The sequence below is a fragment of the Streptomyces sp. NBC_00576 genome (assembly GCF_036345175.1).
Lineage (GTDB): Bacteria > Actinomycetota > Actinomycetes > Streptomycetales > Streptomycetaceae > Streptomyces.
The window spans coordinates 904,064-925,857 of record NZ_CP107780.1; the positions used below are offsets into that span (position 1 = coordinate 904,064).

Genomic DNA, 21,794 nt, shown 5'->3' on the forward strand with positions numbered 1-21,794 from the left:
CGTCCATGTCAGGTCAGTTCGAGCAGGCCCCGGCGCACGGCCTCCGAGACCGCCGCCGCCCTGTTGTCGACCTTGAGCTTGCGGTAGACGCGCACGAGATGTGTCTTGATCGTGGCCTCGCTCAGGAACAGTGCCCCGGCGATGGCCCGGTTGCTGAGCCCCTCGGCCATCAGCCGTACGACCTCGATCTCGCGCCCGCTCAACTCCTGCTCGGGGCTGACCACTTGGCCGACGAGTTCCCCGACGATCTCCGGTGCCAGCCCCAGCGCCCCGGCGGCGGCCCCGCGCACCGCACGGAACAGCTCCTCGGGCGGCCCGGCCTTGAGTACATAGCCCCGGGCGCCGGCCTCCAACGCCCGTACGACATCGGCCCGTCCGGCAGAGCTGGTCAGCATCACCACCGCCACACCGGGCGCCTCGGCGGCCAGCCGGCGGATCGCCTCGATTCCGTCGATCCCACCCGCACGCCCAGTGCCCCCGAACCGGAGGTCCATCAGCGCGACATCGGGAAGCAGCCGGGCGACCAGTCCGACAGCCTCCTCACCGCTGCCGGCCTCGGCGATCACATCGAGGTCGGGTTCGCCCTCCAGGAGCGCGCGCAGACCGGCCCGTACGACGGCGTGGTCGTCCGCGAGCACGACGCGCAGCGGCTCGGCCGCGCCGGGCGGGGCCGTGGTCATCGGGCGTTCGCCGTGGGGACGGACTCGGCGGGGACGAGGGGCCCGGCGGCGGGCTGCTGCCGGGACCGCGCGCAGACAGTGGCCCTGATCCGGGTGCCTCGGCCCGGCGCGCCGCTGACGTCGAGGTCACCGCCGTACTCACGCAGCCTGGCCCGCGCCGCGGGCAGCCCGAAACCGCGGCCCGGCCGCTGAGACGTACGTGCGAAGACCTCGGCGGAGTCGAACCCGACCCCGTCGTCGCTGACTTCGAGGTCCACTCGGTCCGGCCGCTGCCGACTGAGGGTGACCTGCACGTTCGCCGCGTGGGCGTGTTCGCGGACGTTCGCGAGTGTGCTCTGCGCGATGCGGAACAGGGTGGTGGCGGCGTGTTCGTCGAGGGCGGGCTGGGAGTCGCCCACCGACCGGAACCGCACCCGGGCCGCGGTCCCGTCGGCCTGCGAGCGCGCGCACAGGACGCGCAGCGCGCCTTCGAGGCCGGTCTCGGCGACGGCGGACGGGGTGAGGTCCCCGATCATGCGGCGGGTTTCGGTGAGGTTGGTGCCCAGTCCGTCGGCGACCGCTCGCACGCGAGTACGGGCCACGTCTGGCCGGTCGTCCCAGTCGCGGTCGGCAGCCTGGAGCAGCATCAGCCCGCCGGCGAGTTCCTGGGCGAGGGTGTCGTGCAGATCGCGGGCGATCCGCGTCCGCTCCGCCAGCACACCCGCCCGGCGCTGCTGCCGGGCGACGAGGTCACGTGTGTCGCGCAGCTCCTCGACGAGACGCCGACGCGCCTCGGCGTCCCGTTGCTGGGCGCGGTAGAGGGCGACGGTGCCCCAGACGGCCGCCACGGGCACCAGCACGCTGTCGATCACGAACCGGCCGTCGGCCCCGACCAGCGCCGTGACGAGGACAGCGGTGATCAGGGCGAGCGCCGCGGTCGCGGACCGGCGGCCGAGCACGCGCTGCGCGGCACACGCCAGCGGCAGCGCGCACCATACGAAGGCGGAGGTCAGCGCGGCCGGGACGAGGTAGAGGAGGAGGCCCCACAGTGCGAGGAGCAGCGGAATCCAGGTCGCCCGCCCGACCGTCCCGAGCCGGTCCCACAGCATCACGCCGCCCGTGTAGACGAACGCGAGCAACCCGCTGACGGTCGCGATGTACCAGCACAACTCGCTGTTGAGCCGGGCGAGTTGCAGCAGCGCGGACGCCACGATGACGAAGAACGCCAGATGCGACACGTGTTCCAGCGTGAGCCGCCCGCCGCGAGCCCTCAACTGCGTACGGACGGGGACACGATCGGGCACGGCAGATCCCCTTGGGCAGACTGATCCAATCGGACAGGGCCCAGAGTCTATCGACCGTCTGTATGACCGATGTGAAGAGACGGGTGGGACTGCCGATCGGTGCGTGACCGCGCCCCCGTGAGGGGGCGCGGGGAACTGCGCGACCAGCCCCCACCGGCCCGCGGCCGACGCACCGCCCGACCAACGGAGCTATGCGCCGGGGTGCAGACCCAGCACGCCCGGGGTCGGGTCGCCCTTGACCTCGCCGAAGTACAGGGCGAAGGTCTGCTTCCAGCGCTCGATCTGCGCACGGTCGGCCATGAAGCGGGGGAAGCCGTCGAGGTTCGCGTTCGGGTACTTCCAGATGGGCTTCAGGCCACCGGCGGGGGTGATGTCCGTCCGTACCGACCAGCCGTTGAAGGCGCCCTGCTGCTGGGCGGTGGAGAGCTGCCAGTTGAGGTAGAGCTTGGCGGCCGTGGTGTTCCGGCCCTGCTTGAGGATCGCGGCCCGCTGGCCCCACGCCATGAACGGGTGCCCCTCGGCGACGGCCCACCGCGAGGGTGCCGTGGACGGCGCCACGAGCGAGCCCGAGCCGCCGACGCCGAGCGCCTTCTGTCCGCCGGAGACGGCCTGCCCGGGCGTGTGGCTGCCACGGGCGAACCGGACGTCCTGGGCGGCGAACCTGGCGGCCCAGTCCCAGCCGTAGTGGTCGACGTACAGCTTGAAGAGGTAGAGGACCGCGTCGTCGTCGTGCGGGTAGGACGACGCGATCTGTCCTTTCCACTTCGGGTCGATCAGGTCGAGCGGGGACTTCGGGACGTCGGCGCCGACCCCTGCGACGTTGTACGAGTAGCTGAAGCCGATGACCGCGATGGCGGTCCAGGCGCCGTGCGGGTCCTTGAGGCCGTCGTACACCTTGGAGAAGCCTGCGGGCTTGTACTGCAGCAGGCGGCCCTGTCCCTTCCAGCGGGTGAAGTCCTGGAGGGTCTGGAGCTGCACGACGTCCGGGACGAGGGTGTCCGTCGCGAACTGGTTGTCGACGCGGACGTCGTGGTACTTGCTGTAGTCCACGACGACCTTGAGGTCGATCTCCGGGAAGCGGGCCGCGAAGCCCGCGCGGATGCCGTTGCCCTGGCTGTCGACGTCGCCGCCCGCGTAGATGACGAGTTTGCCGCCCTCGGCCAGCGCCGCCTGGTACAGCTCGTCGAGCGTCCGCGTCTCCTCGGCGCCCGTGGTCGAACGTGACCCGGTGGACGAGGCCGCGGCGGCGGGGGTCCCGGTGGCACCGAGCGCGCCGACACCCAGGGCCGCTCCGGCTCCGGTGGCGAGTACACGGCGACGGCTGAGGAAACTGGACACTCTGGGGGCCTCTCGATGGGGGGTCTGCTGGGGATTCGATCCTGACGCGAGCGAGAGGGTCTTCGCGTCGGCTGTACGGAGCGGGGTGCAGGGCAGCGGGACGAATCCCCGTTCAACCGATCGGTTGAACGGGGTGCCCGGGCGGTCAGACGGCCTTCAGACGGCCTGAAGCGTCTCGGGGACAAGGTCCTTGAGGGCCGGGTAGCCGTCGACGGCCATGATCAGGTCCGCTTCGGCGAGCAGGGCGCGCAGGACGTGGACGATGCCGTCCGTGCCTCCGAGGGCACAGCCGTAGGCGTACGGGCGGCCGATGCCGACCGCTGTCGCGCCCAGGGCGAGGGCCTTGACGATGTCGGCGCCGCTGCGGACGCCGGAGTCGAAGAGGACCGGCAGTTCGCCGGCCGCCTCGACGACGGCGGGCAGGCAGTTGAGGGCGGGGAGGCCGCCGTTGGCCTGGCGCCCGCCGTGGTTGGAGCAGTAGATGCCGTCCACGCCGGCGTCGCGGGCACGGCGCGCGTCCTCGGGGTGGCAGATGCCCTTCACGATCAGGGGGAGGTCGGTCAGTGAGCGCAGCCAGCCCAGGTCGTCCCAGGTGAGCGGGTTGCCGAAGACCTGGGTCCAGTGGAGGATCGCGGCCTGCGGGTCCTCCTCGGGCGGTCGGGCGAGGGCGGCGTGGAAGGCCGGGTCGCTCGTGTAGTTGGCCAGGCAGTGGCCGCGCAGCTGGGGGAAGTTGGCGGTCGCGAGGTCCCTCGGGCGCCAGCCTGTGATCCAGGTGTCGAGGGTGACGACAATGCCCCGGTATCCGGCCTGCTTCGCGCGGTGGACGAGGCTCTCGGCGATGTTCCGGTCGGTCGGGGTGTAGAGCTGGAAGAAGCCGGGGGTGTCGCCGAGTTCGGCGGCCACGTCCTCCAGCGGGTCGACGGACAGGGTGGAGGCGACCATCGGGACTCCGGTACGGGCGGCGGCGCGGGCCGTGGCCAGGTCGCCGTGTCCGTCCTGGGCGCACAGTCCGATGACACCGATCGGGGCGAGGAACACCGGCGACGGGAGTGTCGTGCCGAACAGCTCGACGGTCAGGTCGCGTTCGGAGGCACCGACGAACATGCGCGGGATCAGGCCCCAGCGGGCGAAGGCGGCGACGTTGGCCCGCTGGGTGTGCTCGTCGCCGGCGCCCCCGGCGACGTAGGACCAGACGGACGGCGGCAGCGCGGCCCGGGCCCGCTCCGCCAACTCGGCGAACTCCATGGGGAAGGCGGGCAGCACACCGCCCAGCCCGTTCAGATAGATCTCGTTCTGGTAGTCGGCGAACGCCATGCGGACACCCTTTCGCTCAGGTCAAGCGGCTCGCGACTCAGGCTGCTCGTGGCCGGGCGTGCAGAAGAAGGTGATCGGCGAGCAGCTCCAACGCGGCCTGGCTGTCTGCGGTGTTGCGGTCGACGAGCCAGGTCATGTTGAGGCCGTCGATCATCGAATGGACGTACCGTGCGAGCACCGGTACGGGTTGGGTCCACTCGATTCCGGCGTTGTCCGCAGCCAGTTCGAGCAGGCCGACGAAGGCGCGCAGGAAGATCTCGTACTGCTTCTTGGCGACGTCCTCGAAGCCGGGATTGCGCAGCGCGTACTGGGTGAGCTCGTAACTGATCTGGTGCTCGCCGGGGTTGGCCTCGAAGCCCTTCCAGAACGCGTGCAGGCTGTCGAGGACGCTGTCGCGGATGTCCTTGTGCGGGGCGAACAGGCCGCGGACCTCGGCGACGTACCGCTCGGTGAGGGTCTCGGTGACGAGTTCGAGCAGTTGCGCCCTGGACTCGAAGCAGTAGTGGAAGGCCCCGAGGGTCATGCCCGCCTCGGTGACGACCGCGCGGGTGGTCGCCTTCGCCACGCCGTCGCGTGCCATGACACGGATCGCCGCCTCAAGGAGCTCCGCTCTCCGGTCGCTCGCCGCCATGCGGGGCACGCGTTCTCCTCTCCGCACCGGTCTCACCTGTGGGTTCGCCCGTCAGGATAACCAACCGGCCGAAGAAAAGTAAGTCAGCCGTCCAGGACACTTGACTTACTTCTCCCGTTTGGGCCACCGTAGCCTGAACCGAACGTCGGCATGAGCAGCCTCAGGAGGCAGGGGTGCGAGCGAGGGCCACAGTCGTTCTGGACGGATTCGGCGTCCTGGAGTCGCTGCGCTGGCACGACGGCGCCCTGTGGTTCTGCGACCTCGCCCACGGGACGGTGCATCGCTGGGACACCCGGGGCGAGCCGGAGACGGTCACGGAGGTCCCCGGCCGGGCGGGAGGCCTCGGCTGGCTGCCCGACGGGCGGATGCTGGTCGTCTCCATGGACGGGCACTGTGTGTACCGGCGGGAGCCGGACGGCTCCCTGGTCGTGCACGCCGACCTCAAGGACATCGCCGGGGGCCCCGTCAACGACATGTTCGTCGACCGGCAGGGTCGCGCCTACGTGGGCAACTTCGGCTTCGACTACCACGGCTTCGTCCGCCGGCAGCCCAACTCGATGCTCTACGTCCCGCCGGGACCACCCAGGACACCCCTCGCCTGCTTCTCCCCCACGGGCGAACTGCTCGGCCTGAGCGAGCCGTTGGTGTTCCCGAACGGCCTGTTCCTCCTCGACGACGGTCAGGGCACGGACGAGGGGCCCATCCTGCTCGTCGCCGAGACCCTGGCGATGTGCCTCACCGCACTCCCTGTACTGCCCGACGGGCGACTGGGCCCACCCCGGCCCTGGGCTCCGCTGATCCCGTCCGCCTTGTGGAAGTCCCTCAACCACCCCGGGCTGCTCGGCCGGATCACCCGGCGCGTCTCCGCCCTCCTCGATCACCAGGCGATCGCCGAGCGCTCCGCCAGCCCCATCGCCCCCGACGGCATCGCCCCGGGCCCAGGCGGCACGGCGTGGGTCGCCAACGCGCTGCGCGGCGAGTGCGTCCGGGTCGGCCCCGGCGGCGCGATCCTGGACCGCGTCGCCACCAGTCAGCGCACCCTGAGCTGCCTGGTCGCCGGACCCGACGGCAACACCCTGTACGCGGCCACCACACCGACCGACGACCCGGTGGCTGCGGCCGGGCTGGGCGGGTCACGGCTGGAGGCGTACGTCCTGCCGTCATAAGCGCGACCCTCGTCAACTCGGCCTATTTTCCCCGGAGTTACCATGAACGGACATCGAACGGACGGTGCACCGCCCCCGTGCGCCGGCGCTCGCGGCGGGAGTCCGCGGTGAGCGTCGTCCTGATCACCGGTGCCGCGAGCGGCATCGGCGCGGCGACCGCGCGTGAGGCGGTGCGCCGGGGCCACCTGGTCGCCCTCGCCGACATCGACCTGGCCGGTGCGACCCGCATCGCCGGTCAACTCGGGCCCGCCGCCCGCGCGTTCGATCTGGACATCCGCGACGAGGACGCGTGGGAGGCGGCCTTCGACGCCGTGGCCGATCAACTGGGCCCGGTCGACGTGCTCGTCAACAACGCGGGGATCATCCACACCGGGTACGCACGCCAGTTGTCGCCAGCCGAGCACCGGCACATGGTCGAGGTGAACCTGCTCGGCCCGATCTACGGCATGCTGGCCGCCCTGTCCCGGATGCGGGCACAGGGCCACGGGCACATCGTCACCGTGTGCAGCATGAGCTCGTTCCTGCCGCTGCCCGGCTACACCACCTACGGCGCGACCAAGCACGGGCTGCGCGCCTTCCACCACAGTGTGGCCATCGAGGAACGGGACGGGCCCGTGACCTTCAGCATCGTCCATCCGCCCGGCACCCGGACCCCCATGCTGGAGCAGGAGATGGCCGACCCCAGCGCGGTGATCACCTTCGCCGAGAAGCCGCTCACCCCCGAGAAAGTCGCCTCGGTGATCGTCGACGCCATCGCGAAGAAGCCGGTCGAAGTCGTCCACCCCGCCATCGGTGGACGCGTGCAGCGGGTCGCCGGTGTGTTCCCCCGGCTGATGCGCTTCGTGATCCCCAAGGTGGCGGCCATGGCCAAGCGCCGCAGCACGGGCCTCGTCCCGGCGCCCGCGGCAGTACCCGAGCAAGGAGAAACCAACCGATGACCCTCGACACCACCACTCCCAGAGTCGGTTCGGATCCGATGGCCCAGAGCCATTTCGACCGGCTGCGGGCGGCGACCGCCGGCCTCGAACCGCCCTTCGGCGTCATCGACCTGGACGCCTTCGACGCCAACGCCCGGGACCTGGAACGCCGCGCGGGCGGCAAGCCGATCCGGCTGGCCAGCAAGTCGCTGCGCTCCCGCGCCCTCATCCGGCGCGCCCTGGACCGCCCGGGATTCGACGGCATCCTCGGCTTCACCCTGCCCGAAGCCCTGTGGCTGGCCGAGGAGTTCGACGACATCGTCGTCGGCTACCCGACCGCCGACCGCACGGCGCTGCGCCGCCTTGCCGCCGACGAGCGGCTCGCGTCCCGGATCACCCTGATGGTCGACTGCGTCGAGCACCTCGACCTGATCGACGCCGCGACCGGCCCCCGCGAGACCCGGATCCGCCTCTGCCTCGAACTGGACGCGGCCCTGCGCCTGGCGGGCGGCCGTATCCATCTGGGGCCGCGCAGATCCCCGGTGTACACCCCGCAGGAGGCGGCGGCGTTCGCACGCGAGGTCGCGTCCCGGCCGGGCTTCGAGCTGACGGGCATCATGGGGTACGAGGGTCAGGTCGCCGGTCTCGGTGACAACGTGCCCGGCAATGTGCTCAAGCGGGCCGTCGTGCGGGCGATGCAGCGTTCCTCCGTCGAGGAACTGAGCCACCGCCGGGCAGCGGCGGTCGCGGCTGTACAGGCCGTGACACCGCTGCGGTTCGTCAACGGCGGCGGTACGGGCAGCCTGGAGACCACGACCCGCGAGGACTCCGTCACGGAACTCGCGGCGGGCTCCGGCCTGTACGGTCCGGGGCTGTTCGACTTCTACCGAGCCTTCCGGCCCGTCCCGGCGGCCTACTTCGTGCTGCCCGTCGTACGCCGCCCCTCGTCGTCGGTCGCGACGCTCCTCGGCGGTGGCTGGGTGGCGTCCGGGCCGCTCGGCAAGGACCGGCTGCCCACCCTGGCCTGGCCTCCGGGGCTGCGCGTCACCGCCACCGAGTCGTTCGGAGAGGTGCAGACCCCGCTGGTGGGCAAGGCCGCGAGCGTTCTGAACGTCGGGGACCGGGTGTGGCTGCGGCACGCCAAGGCCGGTGAACTGTGCGAGCGGATCGGCGACCTGCACCTGGTCAGCGACGGCGCGGTGGTCGACACCGTGCCCACCTACCGCGGTGAGGGCCGCCACTTCCTGTGACCGCCACTTCCCTCACCGGCCGGACGGTCCTGATCGTCGGCGCCTCCTCCGGCATCGGGGCGGCCGTCGCCCGGCAACTCGCCCCGGCGGGCAACCGGCTCGTCCTCACGGCCCGGCGCGCCCCCGAACTGGCCGCCGTGGCCAAGGAGGTACGGGCCGCCGGCAGCGCCTGCCTCGACCTCGCCGCCGACGCCCTGGACCCGGAGGCGGCGGCCGGGGTCGTGGCGGCAGCCGTCGCGGAGTACGGCACCGTCGACATCGCGCTGCTCAACGCCGGTCAGGGGCCGGACATGGCCATGGACCGGGTGAGCACGGCGGACGTCGCACGGATCATGGCGTTGAACTATGACGTCGTCGTCAACTATCTGGTCCCACTGATCCGGCAGTTGGGCGAGCAGCCGGACGGCGGACTGATCGCCCACACCAACTCGCTGGCCGGGCTGATGGGCATCCCCCGCCAGGGCCCGTACTCGGCGGCCAAGGCCGCCGTGCGCACCCTCATCGACTCGGCGCGCGTCGAACTGGCGCCCAGCGGCATCCGGTTCACCTCGATCCACCCGGGCTTCGTGGGCACGGACCGGGTCGACGCGGACGGCCTGCCCAAGCCCTTCCAGGTCAGCCAGGAGCGCGCGGCCCGGTACGTCGTACGCGCCCTGGAGCGGGAACCGGCGCAGGCGTGTTTCCCCTGGCAGACAACGGCGTTGGTCCGCACGCTGCGTGCCCTGCCCGCGCCGGTCTCCGACCGGGTGCTGCGGCTGCTGGCCGCGCGATAGCGGTCCTCCGTCAAGGACCGCCGATCCGTCAGGCCGTGGTCAGGGGCAGCACGCCGAACGTGTGCCCCTGCCACAGACGACGGGAGGCCTCCTCCGGGTAGGCGGCGACGGCCGGTTCGGCGTCGAGGAGCTGGACGAGACACTGTTCGGTGTCGTACGCGGGCCGGCCCGGGTCGCCCGTGGCGGTGAAGGAGGTCCAGGCGGAGCGGAAGCGGGCGGAGAGTGCCTCGGCCTCGGGCAGCGGCGTGGGCCCCATCAGCATGCCGCCGAGACCGCCGCCGGCGTCGCCGAGGGCACCGAAGGTGAGCGGCACGTCCAGGCCGTGACAGGCGCCCAGGGCGCCGCCGTTCACCGGGGTTGCCCAGGTCAGCTCGTACACGTGGGCGGGTCGTCGGCGGAGCCGAACTTGTAGGCGCCGCCGTAGATCCACACCATCACCGGTCGACGCGCCGCCGGATCCGCGTCGGGCGTCCAGACGTTGACGGTCAGCCAGTCGCCCCCGGCGGGTGCATCCTCGGGGCCCATCATTATTTCCTGCGGAGGAGGCGGCCCGAACGCGAAGGCCTCCCGCACGCCGTCCCAGCGGTCCGCCGGCCGCGGCGCCGCGAAGCGCAGCTCCCCGACCGGCGGCTGCGCGAACGGAATCCCGCGGAACACCGAGAGGCCGCCCTCACGACGCCCACGGACCGCGCCCGCCACCGTTGTGACCTCGGGAAACTCGCCTGTACCCATCGATGACACCTCGGGAAACGTCTGCCCTTGGCGGCCCGAGACACCGTAACCGAGGCGAACTACCTTTCACTAGACGAACAACGTTCGGGGAGCAGGGGCTCCGCGCGTGAGCTCGACGCGCACCTCCCCCTCCGCACGGGCGTGCGCCCCCGACTAGGTTGTGCGCCATGAGCAACCTTGACCGCGCGCCCGTCCCCAGCGTCTGTGGCGGCCGCGGATTCGTCGTCGCCGAACCCGTGCGTGAACTGCTGAGCCCTCGGCGCGTAAAACTCGGCGAGGGCACCGAGGTACGGCGGCTGCTGCCGAACCTCGGCCGGCGCATGATCGGCGCGTGGGCCTTCGTCGACCACTACGGGCCGGACGACATCGCCGACGAGCCCGGCATGCAGGTGCCGCCGCACCCCCACATGGGCCTCCAGACGGTGAGCTGGCTGCACGAGGGCGAAGTGCTGCACCGCGACTCGACCGGCAGCCTCCAGACGATCCGCCCCCGCGAACTGGGCCTCATGACCTCCGGCCGAGCCATCAGCCACTCCGAGGAGAGCCCCAGATCCCACGCGCGGTTCCTGCACGGGGCGCAGCTGTGGGTCGCCCTGCCGGACAGTCACCGGCACACCGACCCCCACTTCGAACACCACTCCGGTCTGCCCACGGTCACGGCCCCCGGCGTGACGGCGACCGTGATCCTCGGCGACCTCGACGGCGCGACCTCGCCCGGCACGACGTACACCCCGATCGTCGGCGCCGATCTGGCACTCACCGCCGACGCCGACGTACGCCTGCCGCTCGTGCCCGACTTCGAGTACGGGGTGCTGGCGATGTCCGGGGAGGTGCACGTCGACGGGGTGCCGGTGCAGCCGGGCTCGATGCTCTACCTCGGCTGCGGCCGCGCCGAACTCCCGCTGCGCGCCGCGTCCGACGCGAGCGTGATGCTCCTGGGCGGTGAGCCGTTCGAGGAGGAGCTGATCATGTGGTGGAACTTCGTCGGCCGGTCTCAAGAAGAGATCGTACAGGCCCGTGAGGACTGGGCGAAGGGGACCCGTTTCGGCGAGGTGAAGGGCTACGACGGTGCCCCGCTCCGCGCACCAACTCTGCCCGAGACGCCGCTGAAGCCACGGGGAAGAGTGCGCTGACCAGGGGAAATCCGAGCTGGCGGTCCCGGGCATCCGGGACCGGTGGTCAGCTTGTCCAGCTACCAGGATCCCTGGCAGCACGGCCCCTGCGATGCTGGCGCAGAGGTGCCTACTTGGCCGTCCATGTTTCTAAAGTGTGGGCGTCTGTGGGCACCTCTGGCAGGACGAATGCTGACCTGATGCTGACTTTCCTGACAGGTCGTCAGGGTGTGGTGTGGCGATGCATCCGCCGTTGGAATCTGGAGTGGCAGGTCGGCAACGCGGTCCTCGACGCCCTCCTCAGCGCCGGAAGCCCTCGCCTGGAAGACCTCACCGACACCCTCGTGCGCCAACTGGTGGCCGATTACCACAAGGTTGACGGCCTACACAGCCGACGCCGCGGTCTGATCAAACTCTCCCGGGTACTCGCGGGCAAGGGCATCATCCCCGCCCCTCTGCACAACAACGAGAGCAAGGCCGGGCCCCGCTCCGACATGCTCTCCACCGTCCCGCCCGAGTGGGCCGAATGGGCCCTGCGCTGGCGGAAGTTCTCCACGCATGAGCCCGGCACCATCCGCTCGATGTTCTCCGTCATCCTCATCGCCGGACGCTGGGCCGCCGAAAAGCACCCCGACGTCATCTCGCCGGACCAGTGGACCCGGGACATGGCTGCCGAGTACGTCGCCGACACCATGCAGGCCACCGTCGGCCAGTGGGCCGGCCACAACCGCAACCGCAGCCGCTTCGGCCAGCCCATCGCCCCCGGCGGCCGGGCGGCCCGCATCGACAGCATCCGGGGCTTCTTCTGCGACCTCATCGAATGGGAATGGATCAAACCGCGCTTCGACCCCCGCCGCGTGATGAGCATGCCCCTGTCCCTGCGCGCCCAGATGGGGCCGAACCCCAGGATCATCGACGATGGGTCATGGGCCAAGCTCATGGCCGCCGGGCTGACCCTGAACGCCGAGGACCTCAATCCCTACGGCTCCGGCCGGGCCCGCAAAGCCGGCTGGAAGGCCACCTACTACCCCGTCGAGATGGTCCGCGCGATGGTCGGCGTCTGGCTGTTCGGCGGCTGCCGCGTCGACGAAATCCGCCGACTCGAACTGGACTGCATCACCTGGGACCAAGGCACCGACGACACCACCGGCGATCCCTTCACCATCTGCCTGCTGCACATCCCGCAGAACAAGACATCCCAGCCGTTCAACAAGCCGGTCGACCCGATAGTCGGCCAGCTCATCGACGCCTGGAAACTCATCCGACCGCCCCAGCCCGACCTGGTCGACCGCAAGAACGGCCAGAAACGGCAGCACCTGTTCTGCCACCGTGGCCAACTCGTCGGCAAGGACTACCTCAACCACAACATCCTCCCGGCACTCTGCCGCAAGTCCGGCGTCCCACAGACCGACTCCCGCGGAGCGCTGACCAGCCACCGGGCCCGCGCCACCATCGCCACCCAACTGCTCAACGCGCGGGAGCCGTTATCCCTCAACGATCTGCAGCAATGGCTCGGACACAAGCACCCGGCCAGCACCCGCTACTACGCGGCGATCCTGCAGCGCACCCTCACCGCGGCCTACAAGAAAGCCGACTACTTCGCCCGCAACGTCCGTACCATCCAGGTCCTCGTCGACCGCGACTCCATCCTCACCGGAGCCGCCGCAGGCGGCGAACAGCCCTGGAAGTACTACGACCTGGGCGAGGGTTACTGCAGCTACGACTTCTTCGCCAAGTGCCCCCACCGGCTGGCCTGCGCACGCTGTCCGTTCTACGTCCCCAAAGACTCCGCTCGCGGCCAACTCCTGGCCGTCAAGGACGGCATCGACCAAATGCTCGAACAACTCGACCTCACAGATGACGAGCGCGAAGCCCTCGAAGGAGACCGCGAAGCTGTCACCGCCCTCGCCGAACGCCTCGCGGACACCCCCACCCCAGCGGGCCCCACGCCCAGGGAACTGGGGACGGCCGACAGCTTCGTCCCTCTCACTGAACTCATGAAGTCGATCGGAACTGGAGAGGACCACCACAGGCCGCACTCCTGAAGAGTCACGCAGCGTCATACCAGGGCTTGTTCGCCGCCCAATGCCGGACCCAGCCAGCAAAGCCAGGCTCAGCAGTGGTGAACCCGAACTGCTCGCCGAAGGGGACAGCACCGACGTCACTGATCAGCCAGACGTGCCCTCGGTGAGGTCCCGTGACGATGAGATGCCAGTTCATCGCGCACCCGTCGGTGCCGAGCACGACCGAGCCGTGGTTGTAGACCTGTTCAAGGAGTTCGTCGGCATCCTCGGACCGGTCCGGGTCTTCCTCCCACATCCACGCCTCCGCCAGCGGGAACGGCTTGCTCAGGTCGCGTTCCTGCTCGTCATCGCCCCAGTCGTCCGGCAGCTCCGCCACCGACAGCAGTCCGTACTCGGGCGGCCCGGAGTACGAACCGTCCGTTATCTCAGCGACAAAGGTCCGATACGGCTCGGGCAGCACGATCCCGTGGTCTGTCTCGAAGCCATGGACTGCCTCCCAGCCAAGAGCCGACTCGCCTCCGTCATCGGCATCGAACACCGCACGAAGTACCGCCACCTCAGCAGGATCGGCTTGATCAATATTCATGCGGCATGGATACCACCCCGCTGTGACAACGCCCCGCGCGCTGCGGCACTACCACCTGCCCCTCGGCATCTTCCTGCCCCCCAGAAAGGTCACACCCCTGTCTCAATTCTCAATAACTTGTCCATTTCACGGCAACGCTCAGTGGAGGAATATCCGGGACCCGAGCCCGGAGGAATGGGAGGACGTGGTCGCGTTCGACGCAGCCATCCGCCAGGGCAACGCCCGTGCGAACGCCTCCGGCAACCGGCTGCTCGGACAGGCGTTCCTGCACCGCTCCCGCGTCCCTCTCGACCAGGCCCCCGTCGACCACGTCACGGCCGCCGAGTGGGCAGCGCGCCAGGAGGAACTCGACGACCGCGCCGCCGCAGTGGACGAACTGGAGAACGGTGTGATCGACGGCTGCTCTCCCTGGGCGTGCCGCGGTGACGCCGAGCCGGTGCAGGACGACTTCGGACTCGCCTCTTGACCGTTGTGGATCTGTTCGCGGGTCCGGGCGGCTGGAGCCACGCGCTGTCGGTGCTCGGCGGGCGGGACATCGGCCTGGAGTGGGATGCCTGGGCGTGCAAAACCCGCGCCGCGGCAGGGCAGTTGACGATCCAGACGGATGTGGCGATGTATCCGGTCCGGCCGTTCGTCGGCAGAACCCGCGGGTTCATCGCGAGTCCGCCGTGTCAGGCGTGGAGCATGGCGGGCAAGCGCCTCGGCCTGGTCGACCAGCCCCTCGTCCACCAAGCCGTCGCCGACCTCGCCGCCGGGCGCGACACCCGCGCCGCACTGCTGGCCGCCTGCCGCGACGAGCGGTCCCTGCTCGCGGCCGAGCCCATGCGCTACCTGCACGCCCTGAACACCGTGGGCGAACCGGAATGGGTGGTCATGGAGGAAGTCCCCGACGTCCTGCCGCTGTGGCGGCAGTACGCGGCCATCCTGCGCACTTGGGGATTCTCCACCTGGACGGGCATCCTCAACGCCGCCGACTACGGCGTCCCCCAGACCAGGAAGCGGGCGATCCTGCTCGCCTCCCGCGCACGCACCGCCGAACCCCCATCGCCCACCCACGCCAAGGTTGCGGAACCGGAGTCCCTGTTCGGGCCCGGCCGCGTCCGCTGGGTGTCCATGGCCGAAGCCCTCGGCTGGGGCGCGACCGACCGTCCCGTGCCCACTGTCTGCGCAGGCGGCGGACCCGGCGGAGGCCCGGAACCCTTCCCCTCCGGCTCCCGTAAGACCCTCGCCGACGCCCGTGCCCGCGGCACCTGGATCCCTCGCGCCGCGGAGACCGTCCTGGCCTCCCGGCGCGAAGTCTCCGGCTGTGCCGCCCGGCACGGTGCCCGCGAGAACCGCCCCGCAGATGCGCCGGCGCCCACATTCACGGCCGAGGCGCACCGCTGGTCGTGGTCGCTGCGCAGCAACAACCAGGCCAACGCCACCGTGCGCCGGGCCGACGAGCCCGCCGGCACGCTGTTCTTCGGCCACCGGGCGAACGAGTGCACCTGGGTCGCCGACACCGCCTCCGGCGTTCCGGACGGCGAGCAGCGGTCGGCGCCGGAGCCGGAGCCGGAGCCGGAACCGATCAAGATTTCCGCCCGGGAAGCGGGCGTGCTGCAGAGCTTCCCCGCCGACTACCCGTGGCAGGGAAACAAAGGGCAGCAGTTCTCGCAGATCGGCAACGCAGTCCCCCCGCGACTGGCCGCGCACCTGCTCGCCCCGCACCTCAACAAACCTTTCAACCCCGACGACTTCACCCTCACCGCCTGATGCCCCGAACCCCTGATCCCGACGAGGACGACGACCTCGACCTCGTACCGGCGCCGAAGCCGGTCCACTACGCCGAGCAGGCGCTGCTCGGCGCGCTCCTCCTCGAACCCCCGCGTCTGGCCGACACCGGGACGCTGGTAGCCGGCCACTTCGACAATCGCTCCCACGCCAGCCTGTTCACCGCGATCCGTGCTCTTCCGCCGCCCGACCCCGCCGACCACGCCAAGGACACCGCCTGGCTCAGCCAGGTCCTGGAGTTCGCCCGCCCACACGCTCCCGGCCTGAGCGCCCCCTACCTCCACGCCCTCATCCAGTTCTGCCCGACCCCCAAGCACGTCGCGGCGTACACCCGGATGATCCGCGCCGACCACGCCCGCCGGACGTTGCACCTGCACGCCGAGCGCCTTGCACGAATCGCCACTGACACCGCCGGCCCCGACCCGGCAACCACCACCCTCGCGCAGGCCGACGCGCTCGGCCGCGTCCTGGACGACCTCGCCGGGCAGTTCGCCCCGCACCCCGGCTCCCTGCCCCGCACCCCACAGCCCGCAGACGTCGTACGGCAGGCCGGCGAGGAGGAACTCGACGAGGAACGCCTCCTCCTGGCGACCGCCACCGCACATCCGGAGGAAGTGCAGCAGATGCGGTGGCTGGCCGCGGAGGACTTCATCGTTCCGCTGCACGCCGCGCTCTGACAGTCCGTCACGGCGCTGGTCCACCGCGGCGACATGGTCGACCCGGTCACCGTCCTCGGCGAGGCCCAGCACCGCGGCCTGATCACCGACTCCCTCACCCCCCGCGACCTGATGGCCCTGATCTCCACGCCCGCAGGCTCCGCCGAGTACTGGGGCGAGCGAATCCTCCAGCGCGCCCTCCTCATCCGCGCCCACACCGTCGCCGCACGGATCACCGCCTACACCGACGACCCCTCCAACACCCCCCACCAGTTGATCACCGGCAGCCGCCGCGCCCTGGCCGACCTCCACTCCCTACGCACCCGCTGGAACCGCGCCACCGCACCGGCACCCGCGCCCTCCACCCGTGCACCCGCGCGGTCCGCACCGCGTCCCCGGGCCGGGCCGCCACACCGCCCGGCCGTCACCGCCGCGCGCGCCCACCGATGACCTTCAACCACCGGGCCGGGCCAGCCTCCGCGGCCGGGCCCGGACTCGAATCGAGTCCGCTGCCATGCCCCGCAGCCGCCTCGACGCCCTACGCCCCGGAGCCGCCCCCATGACCGACACCGAACGCCAGACCGCCCAAGCCCGCACGGCCCTGAACGCACCTGCCACCACGCAGGCCCCGGCCGCACCGCCCATCGAGAATGTGCCCGCCTACGCAGCTGACCCCGGCGACCACGAAGCCATGCTCGACGACTTCCTCACCGAGAACAATGACTGGGAGAAGTACCGCACCTGGTCCGACGACACCACCCACGCCATCCACGAATCGCAGACCCTGCGTATCGAGCACGTGCACGAAGCCCACCCCCGCGACACCGCCTGGACCGTGGCCGCGTACGAGACACCCGTCTCCGACCGCATGTGGCACCTCACCGCGACCGGTTGGACCCCAACCCCCATGCTCCAGACCCTGCTGACCCATCTCGTCTACGGGGACGGCTGGGACACCGTTATCGGCAGCCCCGTCACCGACGAGACCGTCGGTGCCGCCACCCAACCCCTCACGGACGCGGGGTGGAAGCACACTGTCGACGGACGCTGGATCCGCTGGACGAACCCGTCCGAGGACGCGGGAGTCCAGTTCGACGCCTTCGCCGCCCAGAACCCGAACAGCCCTCGCTCTGCCTGGACCGTCTGGGCCGGCCCCAGCATCGACCAGCTCACCTGGGCCATCCGTGCTTCCGCCTCCACCCCGGACGGTCTCCTCGCCGACCTCGCCAAGGAAATCGCCCACGGAAGCGGCATCCGAAAGGCGCACCGCCACCAGGCCGTCCGGAATGCCAGCGGGGTCACGACCGCATGCCAGCCCGCAGCGCCACCGCACACGCCTCCGGTCGTCCCTCGGCGCTGACCGGGCTGTCCTCCTGCGGGAAACCGTAGGCAGCATTCCTCCGGCCTCCGGCCTGTGGTCAAACACATCACGACGGTCTGCATCACCCGACATTCATCGCGCGCAACTCGGCGCGCCGCTCAAAGATTCGCCACGGGACAACTTCAGCCATCCTCAGCTCAGCAACCCACCTCATTTGATCATTCGATCCTTTCATCACACGATGGTATTCACCTCCCCCGGTAACACCCCTTCGAGGGACAGCACAACGCCTCGACAGACCTTAGAATCATTCCTATTCTCACCCCTCGGTGAAATTTTCACCGAGGGGTGAGAACGGGTTGGATGTGTCCCGTTCGAACAGGCCCGCGGTGATTCAGTTTCCGCTGGTCAGGGATGGAAGGAATGCTCTGGATGAGCGGTATCTACAACGGCATGCTGGCCGGTGAACTGACGGGAACGCGATGGATTAAGGCGTCTGCGAGCGACGCGGTGACCGACTGTGTCGAACTTGCCCGACTGGATGAAAATGAGATCGGGTTACGCAACTCGCGCTTTCCCGAAGGGCCGGTGCTCGTCTTCACCCGAGCCGAGATCGCTGCATTCCTGGACGGCGCGACCAGCGGGGAGTTCAACGGCATGACTGTCTGAAAAAACCCGGCCAGACCTTGCCCCCGGTCACCATCGTGTTCATCCTGAGCGCGCGGCGAATGCTTGCCGTTTCAGTACAAGGAGTTCACATGCCTGGTCGGATTCTCGCTCTGGTCGGCCGCGAGGGGCAGACACCCCCGACATCGCCGAAGGCTGCAGCACAGCTCATCGGAGCTCTGCTGCGGCACCTGCGCGAGCAGCGGGGGCTTCACCAGGGCCACGTCGTCGGGAAAGTTGCGGGTATCGGGTCGATAGCCACTCTGAGCCGCTGCGAGAACGCCTCCGGCGAGCCGAAACCGGAACGCGTCGTGGCCCTGCTGCGCTTCTACGAGGCGGAGGAGGAGGTTCTGGCGGAGGCGGAGGCCCTGATGCGGCACTCCCAGGGCCAGCGGTGGTGGGACACCTTCACCGATGTCGCCGAGAACCTCCACACCTCACTGTTCGCCCTGGAGGCCACCTCCAAGGTGATCCGGACCTACCAGCAGAACCACATCCCCGGCATGCTCCAGACTGCCGGCTACGCGCGGGCCGTGATGACCCACTTTTTCCGCGCACAGCACGATCCGCAGAAGCGGGAGAAGAACCTGGCGATGGTCGAGCGCCGCCTGGAGATGCGACGGCGCCGCCAGCACCTCCTCGACCAGCCCGAAACCCCCGCGTACGAGGCTCTCGTTGCCGAAGGCGTCGTGGCCAAGGAAGTCGGCGGCGTCGTCGTTATGCGCGAGCAGCTGCGCCATCTCTTCAACCTCGCGGAAAACAAGCCCGACGTGCACATCAGGATCCTGCCTGAGGCAACGACCCGCCAGGACGCCCCGGTGCACCCGGCGATGACGCTGTTCAAGCCGTACAGCGACCAGACCGGCCGCACCCTCTACCTGGAACAGCACAATCGTGGCGGCGAACTCGTCGCGGACCCGAGCGAACTGGAGACATTCCAGGCTTCGATGGACGACTGGTGGACGAAGGCCCTGTCGAAACAGGAGACCCTTGACCGCCTGCAGCACTACATCGACCTGCTGGTGGAGCAGCCTAAGGAGTGATCACCTGATCCGGGCGACGGCACCGTACTCGATCCACTCCTCGGTCCGCTGCCGGGGGGCCAGATCGTTGTCTGGCAGCCAGCGAGAGACCTCGACCGGAGCATCGACCTCCAGCAGATCGAGGCCGTCGAAGAAGGCGTCGACTCTGTCCACAGAGCGGACCTGGCCCCAGGTACCGCCGGTGACGTTCTGCATGAAGTCCGTGATGTTAGCACGCAGTTCCGCGTCGTCGCTGGCGAGCTGGGAGATCACCATGTAACTGCCGGAGGGCAGTTTGTCCGCGACACGGCGCACCAGCGCCCAGGGGTCATCACCGTCCGGAATGCAGTGCAGCACCGAGACGAACAGGGCAGCCACCGGGCGGGCGTCACGCAGCAGACGAGTAACTTCGGGGCTGCCGAAGATCCGTTCGGTGTCGCGCATGTCGGCTTCCAGCACCGCGGTGGTGCTGGGGTCCTCCGCGAGCATCATCCGCCCGTGCGCGAGGACGACAGGATCGTTGTCGATGTAGACGACCTCGCTCGCCGGATCGATTTCCTGGGCGACCTGGTGGACGTTGGGCCGCGTCGGCAGGCCCGACCCGCTGTCCAGAAACCGGCGGACACCGTGTTCACGGGCCAGATACCGCACAGCCCTCACAAGGAATGCACGATTCACCAAGGCCAATTCACGGGAACTCGGGGCCAGACGCAGCAATTCCCCGCACGCGTCCCGATCGACCTCGTAATTATCCGTGCCACCCAGGAGATAGTCGTACATTCTGGCAACGCTGGGTTTGCTGAGATCAAGGATGAGGCGCTCCCCACGCTCCTGACCACGCACGTCACCTTGGCAACGCCGCAGCCTCCTGAAGGAGAGACCCATGCTAGGAGGGCGGTTCATGGCAGGGCTACCCGCATCCACTAACGGGCGAAACCCCGGCGAGGCAGATCAGCCGCTTTCCAGCCACCCGCACTCCGGCGCACTCCCCGCGTTCGACGCACACATGTTCATCAGCTGGAGTGGGGCAGGAGATTGCGCAGGGCCCGGGTTCTCAACAGTTCGAACTCAGCTTCGTGCAGCCCCATGGCATGCGCCGCCTGCCCTGCGGACAGGCCGAGCCGATGGCGCAGTACCAGCGCGTCTGCCTCCAGCCGCTCCAGGATCCCGTGCAGCCGTCCTGCCGGCTCCGTCCACCAGGACACCGCGCTTGTCGACAAAAGGTCCCAGACGAGCGCCGCAGGCGAAGAACTACCGGAGCACAGCGGGCCACTGGTCGGCCAGGCCACGCAAAGCTGTGAGGGCAAGGTCGGCACCCCGGACAGTAGACCCGGAAGCGACGTATCCGAAGCGCGCATAGACCGGCCAGTGATCGCGGCAGAACGCCGTGCAGGAGAGGGGCGCACGCACACTCCACTCATCGGCCGGATAGGGCAACACACAGCGCAGTGGGCCGAGTTCGGCATCAGCGCGCAACCCCACAGGGCTGTGACGCACGGGCATGTCGTCCACCTCGCAACAGGTGAGAAACCGGGAACGACGAAGCCCCGAAACCACTCCGCCACAAGGACACCGACCGCCCGAAGCAGCATCGCCGGCGCACTCCGCGCACCCCCCGTCCCGATGAACGAGACGGGGAGAATATCGGCGGACAGGCGCGGGCAGGTGCCCGGGGTCAGCGCGCCGAGCGGACCTTCACGTAGGCGAGGCCGCTGCGGTCCGACCACGCCGCCGCAGTCAGCACCAGTTGGACCTCCAGTGACAGGGCATCCGGCCAGGCAATCCCGGCGATCCCGACACCGACAACGAGCGCGGAGCTGAACCGGAATGTGAGCAGGAAGACGCTGCAGACTCCGGTTTGCAGGATGCTTGAGAGCGGAATGCTAATCTCGGGAAACGCCGGGGCGAGGTATGCCAACTTCCGGCGGGCATGCTCAATCACTTCTCGTACTCCTCAGTGCGGTTGACAGGGCATGCAGGAAGGGGCTCCGAGACTGACGTCAACCAACTCGGGGCCTCTTTTCTGCATCTGCTCGCACGCTAGTCGCATGCCCAGGGCAACTAGTACTGCCTGAAAATCGTGAAATCGGAACCCGGAACTCCCCGCACGGCTGACCACCCGGCAGAATCCGGGTTATCAGCCGATCACTTGAAGACCTGCAATGCAAAGAGAGTGAGCGCATCTGGCCGTCATCGATCGCTCGGCATCGATGACGCCTGAAAACGGCACTCGCAGCAGGCTGGAGCGTTCACCCTTTCGAGTGAATCTCGCACCCGGGGAAACCAGGACGGATGCGCGCGACCAATCAGGACGTCCTGAAGAGACCAGCATCCACGGTCTCACAGGCGGGGCAGGGTCACCCCCGGGCCGCAGTGCAGTCCTCAGGCATAGCTCAGAACGACCGCTTCATACGGTCTACAGGTTCAACGGGAGTTCCCGGGGAGCAGGTCTGCGCTCGGGGACATCAACGTGTCGGCGGCGGTTGAATCCTGGCTCAGTCAAGATTTCCGGATGCTGTTGGTGATCTTCGCTCGGTGGGGTGAAACTCGTCG

At 69.5% G+C, this 21,794-nt stretch carries 22 protein-coding genes and 1 pseudogene; 13 read left to right on the top strand and 10 right to left on the bottom strand.

Annotated features, from left to right (window positions below; translation table 11 throughout):
* Nucleotides 1–8: 8 nt before the first annotated feature.
* The 5 genes from OG734_RS03905 to OG734_RS03925 all read right to left on the bottom strand — a co-directional run bounded on the left by OG734_RS03905 (nucleotide 9) and on the right by OG734_RS03925 (nucleotide 5,246).
* Nucleotides 9–680, bottom strand: coding sequence for a response regulator transcription factor (locus OG734_RS03905; protein ID WP_330286057.1), 672 nt, complete (start codon nucleotides 678–680; stop codon nucleotides 9–11).
* Nucleotides 677–1,963, bottom strand: coding sequence for a sensor histidine kinase (locus tag OG734_RS03910; protein ID WP_330286058.1), 1,287 nt, complete (start codon nucleotides 1,961–1,963; stop codon nucleotides 677–679). The genes OG734_RS03905 and OG734_RS03910 overlap by 4 nt, the downstream gene beginning before the upstream one ends.
* Before the next feature lie 189 nt (nucleotides 1,964–2,152).
* Nucleotides 2,153–3,301, bottom strand: a complete 1,149-nt coding sequence (locus OG734_RS03915) for an ABC transporter substrate-binding protein (protein WP_330286059.1) — start codon at nucleotides 3,299–3,301, stop codon at nucleotides 2,153–2,155.
* Between the two features lie 156 nt (nucleotides 3,302–3,457).
* Nucleotides 3,458–4,615, bottom strand: coding sequence for an alpha-hydroxy-acid oxidizing protein (locus OG734_RS03920; protein WP_330286060.1), 1,158 nt, complete (start codon nucleotides 4,613–4,615; stop codon nucleotides 3,458–3,460).
* 37 nt (nucleotides 4,616–4,652) lie between these two features.
* Nucleotides 4,653–5,246, bottom strand: coding sequence for a TetR/AcrR family transcriptional regulator (locus tag OG734_RS03925; protein WP_330293555.1), 594 nt, complete (start codon nucleotides 5,244–5,246; stop codon nucleotides 4,653–4,655).
* 173 nt (nucleotides 5,247–5,419) lie between these two features.
* Between OG734_RS03925 and OG734_RS03930 the strand changes: the two genes are divergently transcribed.
* The 4 genes from OG734_RS03930 (at nucleotide 5,420) to OG734_RS03945 (ending at nucleotide 9,352) form a co-directional block, all read left to right on the top strand.
* A complete protein-coding gene (locus tag OG734_RS03930) occupies nucleotides 5,420–6,412 on the top strand; it encodes an SMP-30/gluconolactonase/LRE family protein (protein WP_330286061.1) in 993 nt (330 codons plus the stop codon).
* Nucleotides 6,413–6,519: 107 nt separating this feature from the next.
* Nucleotides 6,520–7,350 carry an SDR family NAD(P)-dependent oxidoreductase gene (locus tag OG734_RS03935; protein ID WP_330286062.1) on the top strand — a complete coding sequence of 277 codons (831 nt, stop codon included), beginning with the start codon at nucleotides 6,520–6,522 and terminating at the stop codon, nucleotides 7,348–7,350.
* The gene (locus OG734_RS03940) at nucleotides 7,347–8,579 is read left to right on the top strand and encodes an amino acid deaminase/aldolase (RefSeq protein WP_330286063.1); all 1,233 of its coding nucleotides are present in this window, start codon (nucleotides 7,347–7,349) and stop codon (nucleotides 8,577–8,579) included. Before OG734_RS03935 ends, OG734_RS03940 begins: the two co-directional genes overlap by 4 nt.
* Nucleotides 8,576–9,352 carry an SDR family NAD(P)-dependent oxidoreductase gene (locus OG734_RS03945; protein WP_330286064.1) on the top strand — a complete coding sequence of 259 codons (777 nt, stop codon included), beginning with the start codon at nucleotides 8,576–8,578 and terminating at the stop codon, nucleotides 9,350–9,352. The genes OG734_RS03940 and OG734_RS03945 overlap by 4 nt, the downstream gene beginning before the upstream one ends.
* 28 nt (nucleotides 9,353–9,380) lie before the next feature.
* Here the strand turns inward: OG734_RS03945 and OG734_RS03950 are convergent.
* Nucleotides 9,381–10,084: pseudogene (locus tag OG734_RS03950) on the bottom strand (carboxylesterase family protein).
* A gap of 167 nt (nucleotides 10,085–10,251) precedes the next feature.
* Here OG734_RS03950 and OG734_RS03955 point away from each other — a divergent pair.
* A complete protein-coding gene (locus OG734_RS03955; protein ID WP_330286065.1) occupies nucleotides 10,252–11,217 on the top strand; it encodes a pirin family protein in 966 nt (321 codons plus the stop codon).
* Nucleotides 11,218–11,396: 179 nt separating this feature from the next.
* The gene (locus OG734_RS03960) at nucleotides 11,397–13,241 is read left to right on the top strand and encodes a tyrosine-type recombinase/integrase (RefSeq protein WP_330286066.1); all 1,845 of its coding nucleotides are present in this window, start codon (nucleotides 11,397–11,399) and stop codon (nucleotides 13,239–13,241) included.
* A 4-nt stretch (nucleotides 13,242–13,245) separates the two neighbouring features.
* On the opposite strand, the gene OG734_RS03965 is transcribed toward OG734_RS03960, so the two are convergent.
* Complete coding sequence (locus OG734_RS03965) at nucleotides 13,246–13,806, bottom strand: SMI1/KNR4 family protein (protein ID WP_330286067.1); 561 nt, start codon at nucleotides 13,804–13,806, stop codon at nucleotides 13,246–13,248.
* 184 nt (nucleotides 13,807–13,990) lie between these two features.
* Here OG734_RS03965 and OG734_RS03970 point away from each other — a divergent pair, with 184 nt between their 5' ends.
* The 7 genes from OG734_RS03970 (at nucleotide 13,991) to OG734_RS04000 (ending at nucleotide 19,262) form a co-directional block, all read left to right on the top strand.
* Nucleotides 13,991–14,272 (top strand): hypothetical protein, encoded by a 282-nt coding sequence (locus OG734_RS03970; RefSeq protein WP_330286068.1) that lies wholly within the window; start codon nucleotides 13,991–13,993, stop codon nucleotides 14,270–14,272.
* Nucleotides 14,269–15,558, top strand: coding sequence for a DNA cytosine methyltransferase (locus OG734_RS03975; protein WP_330286069.1), 1,290 nt, complete (start codon nucleotides 14,269–14,271; stop codon nucleotides 15,556–15,558). The genes OG734_RS03970 and OG734_RS03975 overlap by 4 nt, the downstream gene beginning before the upstream one ends.
* A complete protein-coding gene (locus OG734_RS03980) occupies nucleotides 15,558–16,253 on the top strand; it encodes a DnaB-like helicase N-terminal domain-containing protein (protein WP_330286070.1) in 696 nt (231 codons plus the stop codon). The genes OG734_RS03975 and OG734_RS03980 overlap by 1 nt, the downstream gene beginning before the upstream one ends.
* Before the next feature lie 33 nt (nucleotides 16,254–16,286).
* The gene (locus OG734_RS03985; protein ID WP_330286071.1) at nucleotides 16,287–16,682 is read left to right on the top strand and encodes a hypothetical protein; all 396 of its coding nucleotides are present in this window, start codon (nucleotides 16,287–16,289) and stop codon (nucleotides 16,680–16,682) included.
* A gap of 109 nt (nucleotides 16,683–16,791) precedes the next feature.
* A complete protein-coding gene (locus OG734_RS03990) occupies nucleotides 16,792–17,592 on the top strand; it encodes a DUF317 domain-containing protein (RefSeq protein ID WP_330286072.1) in 801 nt (266 codons plus the stop codon).
* Between the two features lie 393 nt (nucleotides 17,593–17,985).
* The gene (locus tag OG734_RS03995; RefSeq protein ID WP_330286073.1) at nucleotides 17,986–18,222 is read left to right on the top strand and encodes a DUF397 domain-containing protein; all 237 of its coding nucleotides are present in this window, start codon (nucleotides 17,986–17,988) and stop codon (nucleotides 18,220–18,222) included.
* Nucleotides 18,223–18,311: 89 nt separating this feature from the next.
* Nucleotides 18,312–19,262 carry a helix-turn-helix domain-containing protein gene (locus OG734_RS04000; protein ID WP_330286074.1) on the top strand — a complete coding sequence of 317 codons (951 nt, stop codon included), beginning with the start codon at nucleotides 18,312–18,314 and terminating at the stop codon, nucleotides 19,260–19,262.
* Here the strand turns inward: OG734_RS04000 and OG734_RS04005 are convergent, their stop codons facing one another.
* The 3 genes from OG734_RS04005 to OG734_RS04015 all read right to left on the bottom strand — a co-directional run bounded on the left by OG734_RS04005 (nucleotide 19,263) and on the right by OG734_RS04015 (nucleotide 21,183).
* Nucleotides 19,263–20,126: an SAM-dependent methyltransferase gene (locus OG734_RS04005; RefSeq protein WP_330286075.1), complete on the bottom strand. Its 864-nt coding sequence runs from the start codon at nucleotides 20,124–20,126 to the stop codon at nucleotides 19,263–19,265.
* A 128-nt stretch (nucleotides 20,127–20,254) separates the two neighbouring features.
* A complete protein-coding gene (locus OG734_RS04010) occupies nucleotides 20,255–20,446 on the bottom strand; it encodes a hypothetical protein (protein WP_330286076.1) in 192 nt (63 codons plus the stop codon).
* A gap of 470 nt (nucleotides 20,447–20,916) precedes the next feature.
* Nucleotides 20,917–21,183 (bottom strand): hypothetical protein, encoded by a 267-nt coding sequence (locus OG734_RS04015; RefSeq protein ID WP_330286077.1) that lies wholly within the window; start codon nucleotides 21,181–21,183, stop codon nucleotides 20,917–20,919.
* Nucleotides 21,184–21,794 lie beyond the last annotated feature (611 nt).

What these genes read in the sequence shown, in the direction of transcription:
- OG734_RS03905 (WP_330286057.1), bottom strand. Translation starts at nt 680, where the DNA reads ATGACCACGGCCCCGCCCGGCGCGGCCGAGCCGCTGCGCGTCGTGCTC.
- OG734_RS03920 (WP_330286060.1), bottom strand. Translation starts at nt 4,615, where the DNA reads ATGGCGTTCGCCGACTACCAGAACGAGATCTATCTGAACGGGCTGGGC.
- OG734_RS03925 (WP_330293555.1), bottom strand. Translation starts at nt 5,246, where the DNA reads ATGGCGGCGAGCGACCGGAGAGCGGAGCTCCTTGAGGCGGCGATCCGT.
- OG734_RS03940 (WP_330286063.1), top strand. Translation starts at nt 7,347, where the DNA reads ATGACCCTCGACACCACCACTCCCAGAGTCGGTTCGGATCCGATGGCC.
- OG734_RS03955 (WP_330286065.1), top strand. Translation starts at nt 10,252, where the DNA reads ATGAGCAACCTTGACCGCGCGCCCGTCCCCAGCGTCTGTGGCGGCCGC.
- OG734_RS03960 (WP_330286066.1), top strand. Translation starts at nt 11,397, where the DNA reads ATGCTGACTTTCCTGACAGGTCGTCAGGGTGTGGTGTGGCGATGCATC.
- OG734_RS03965 (WP_330286067.1), bottom strand. Translation starts at nt 13,806, where the DNA reads ATGAATATTGATCAAGCCGATCCTGCTGAGGTGGCGGTACTTCGTGCG.
- OG734_RS03980 (WP_330286070.1), top strand. Translation starts at nt 15,558, where the DNA reads ATGCCCCGAACCCCTGATCCCGACGAGGACGACGACCTCGACCTCGTA.
- OG734_RS03985 (WP_330286071.1), top strand. Translation starts at nt 16,287, where the DNA reads ATGGTCGACCCGGTCACCGTCCTCGGCGAGGCCCAGCACCGCGGCCTG.
- OG734_RS03990 (WP_330286072.1), top strand. Translation starts at nt 16,792, where the DNA reads ATGACCGACACCGAACGCCAGACCGCCCAAGCCCGCACGGCCCTGAAC.
- OG734_RS03995 (WP_330286073.1), top strand. Translation starts at nt 17,986, where the DNA reads ATGAGCGGTATCTACAACGGCATGCTGGCCGGTGAACTGACGGGAACG.
- OG734_RS04000 (WP_330286074.1), top strand. Translation starts at nt 18,312, where the DNA reads ATGCCTGGTCGGATTCTCGCTCTGGTCGGCCGCGAGGGGCAGACACCC.
- OG734_RS04005 (WP_330286075.1), bottom strand. Translation starts at nt 20,126, where the DNA reads ATGGGTCTCTCCTTCAGGAGGCTGCGGCGTTGCCAAGGTGACGTGCGT.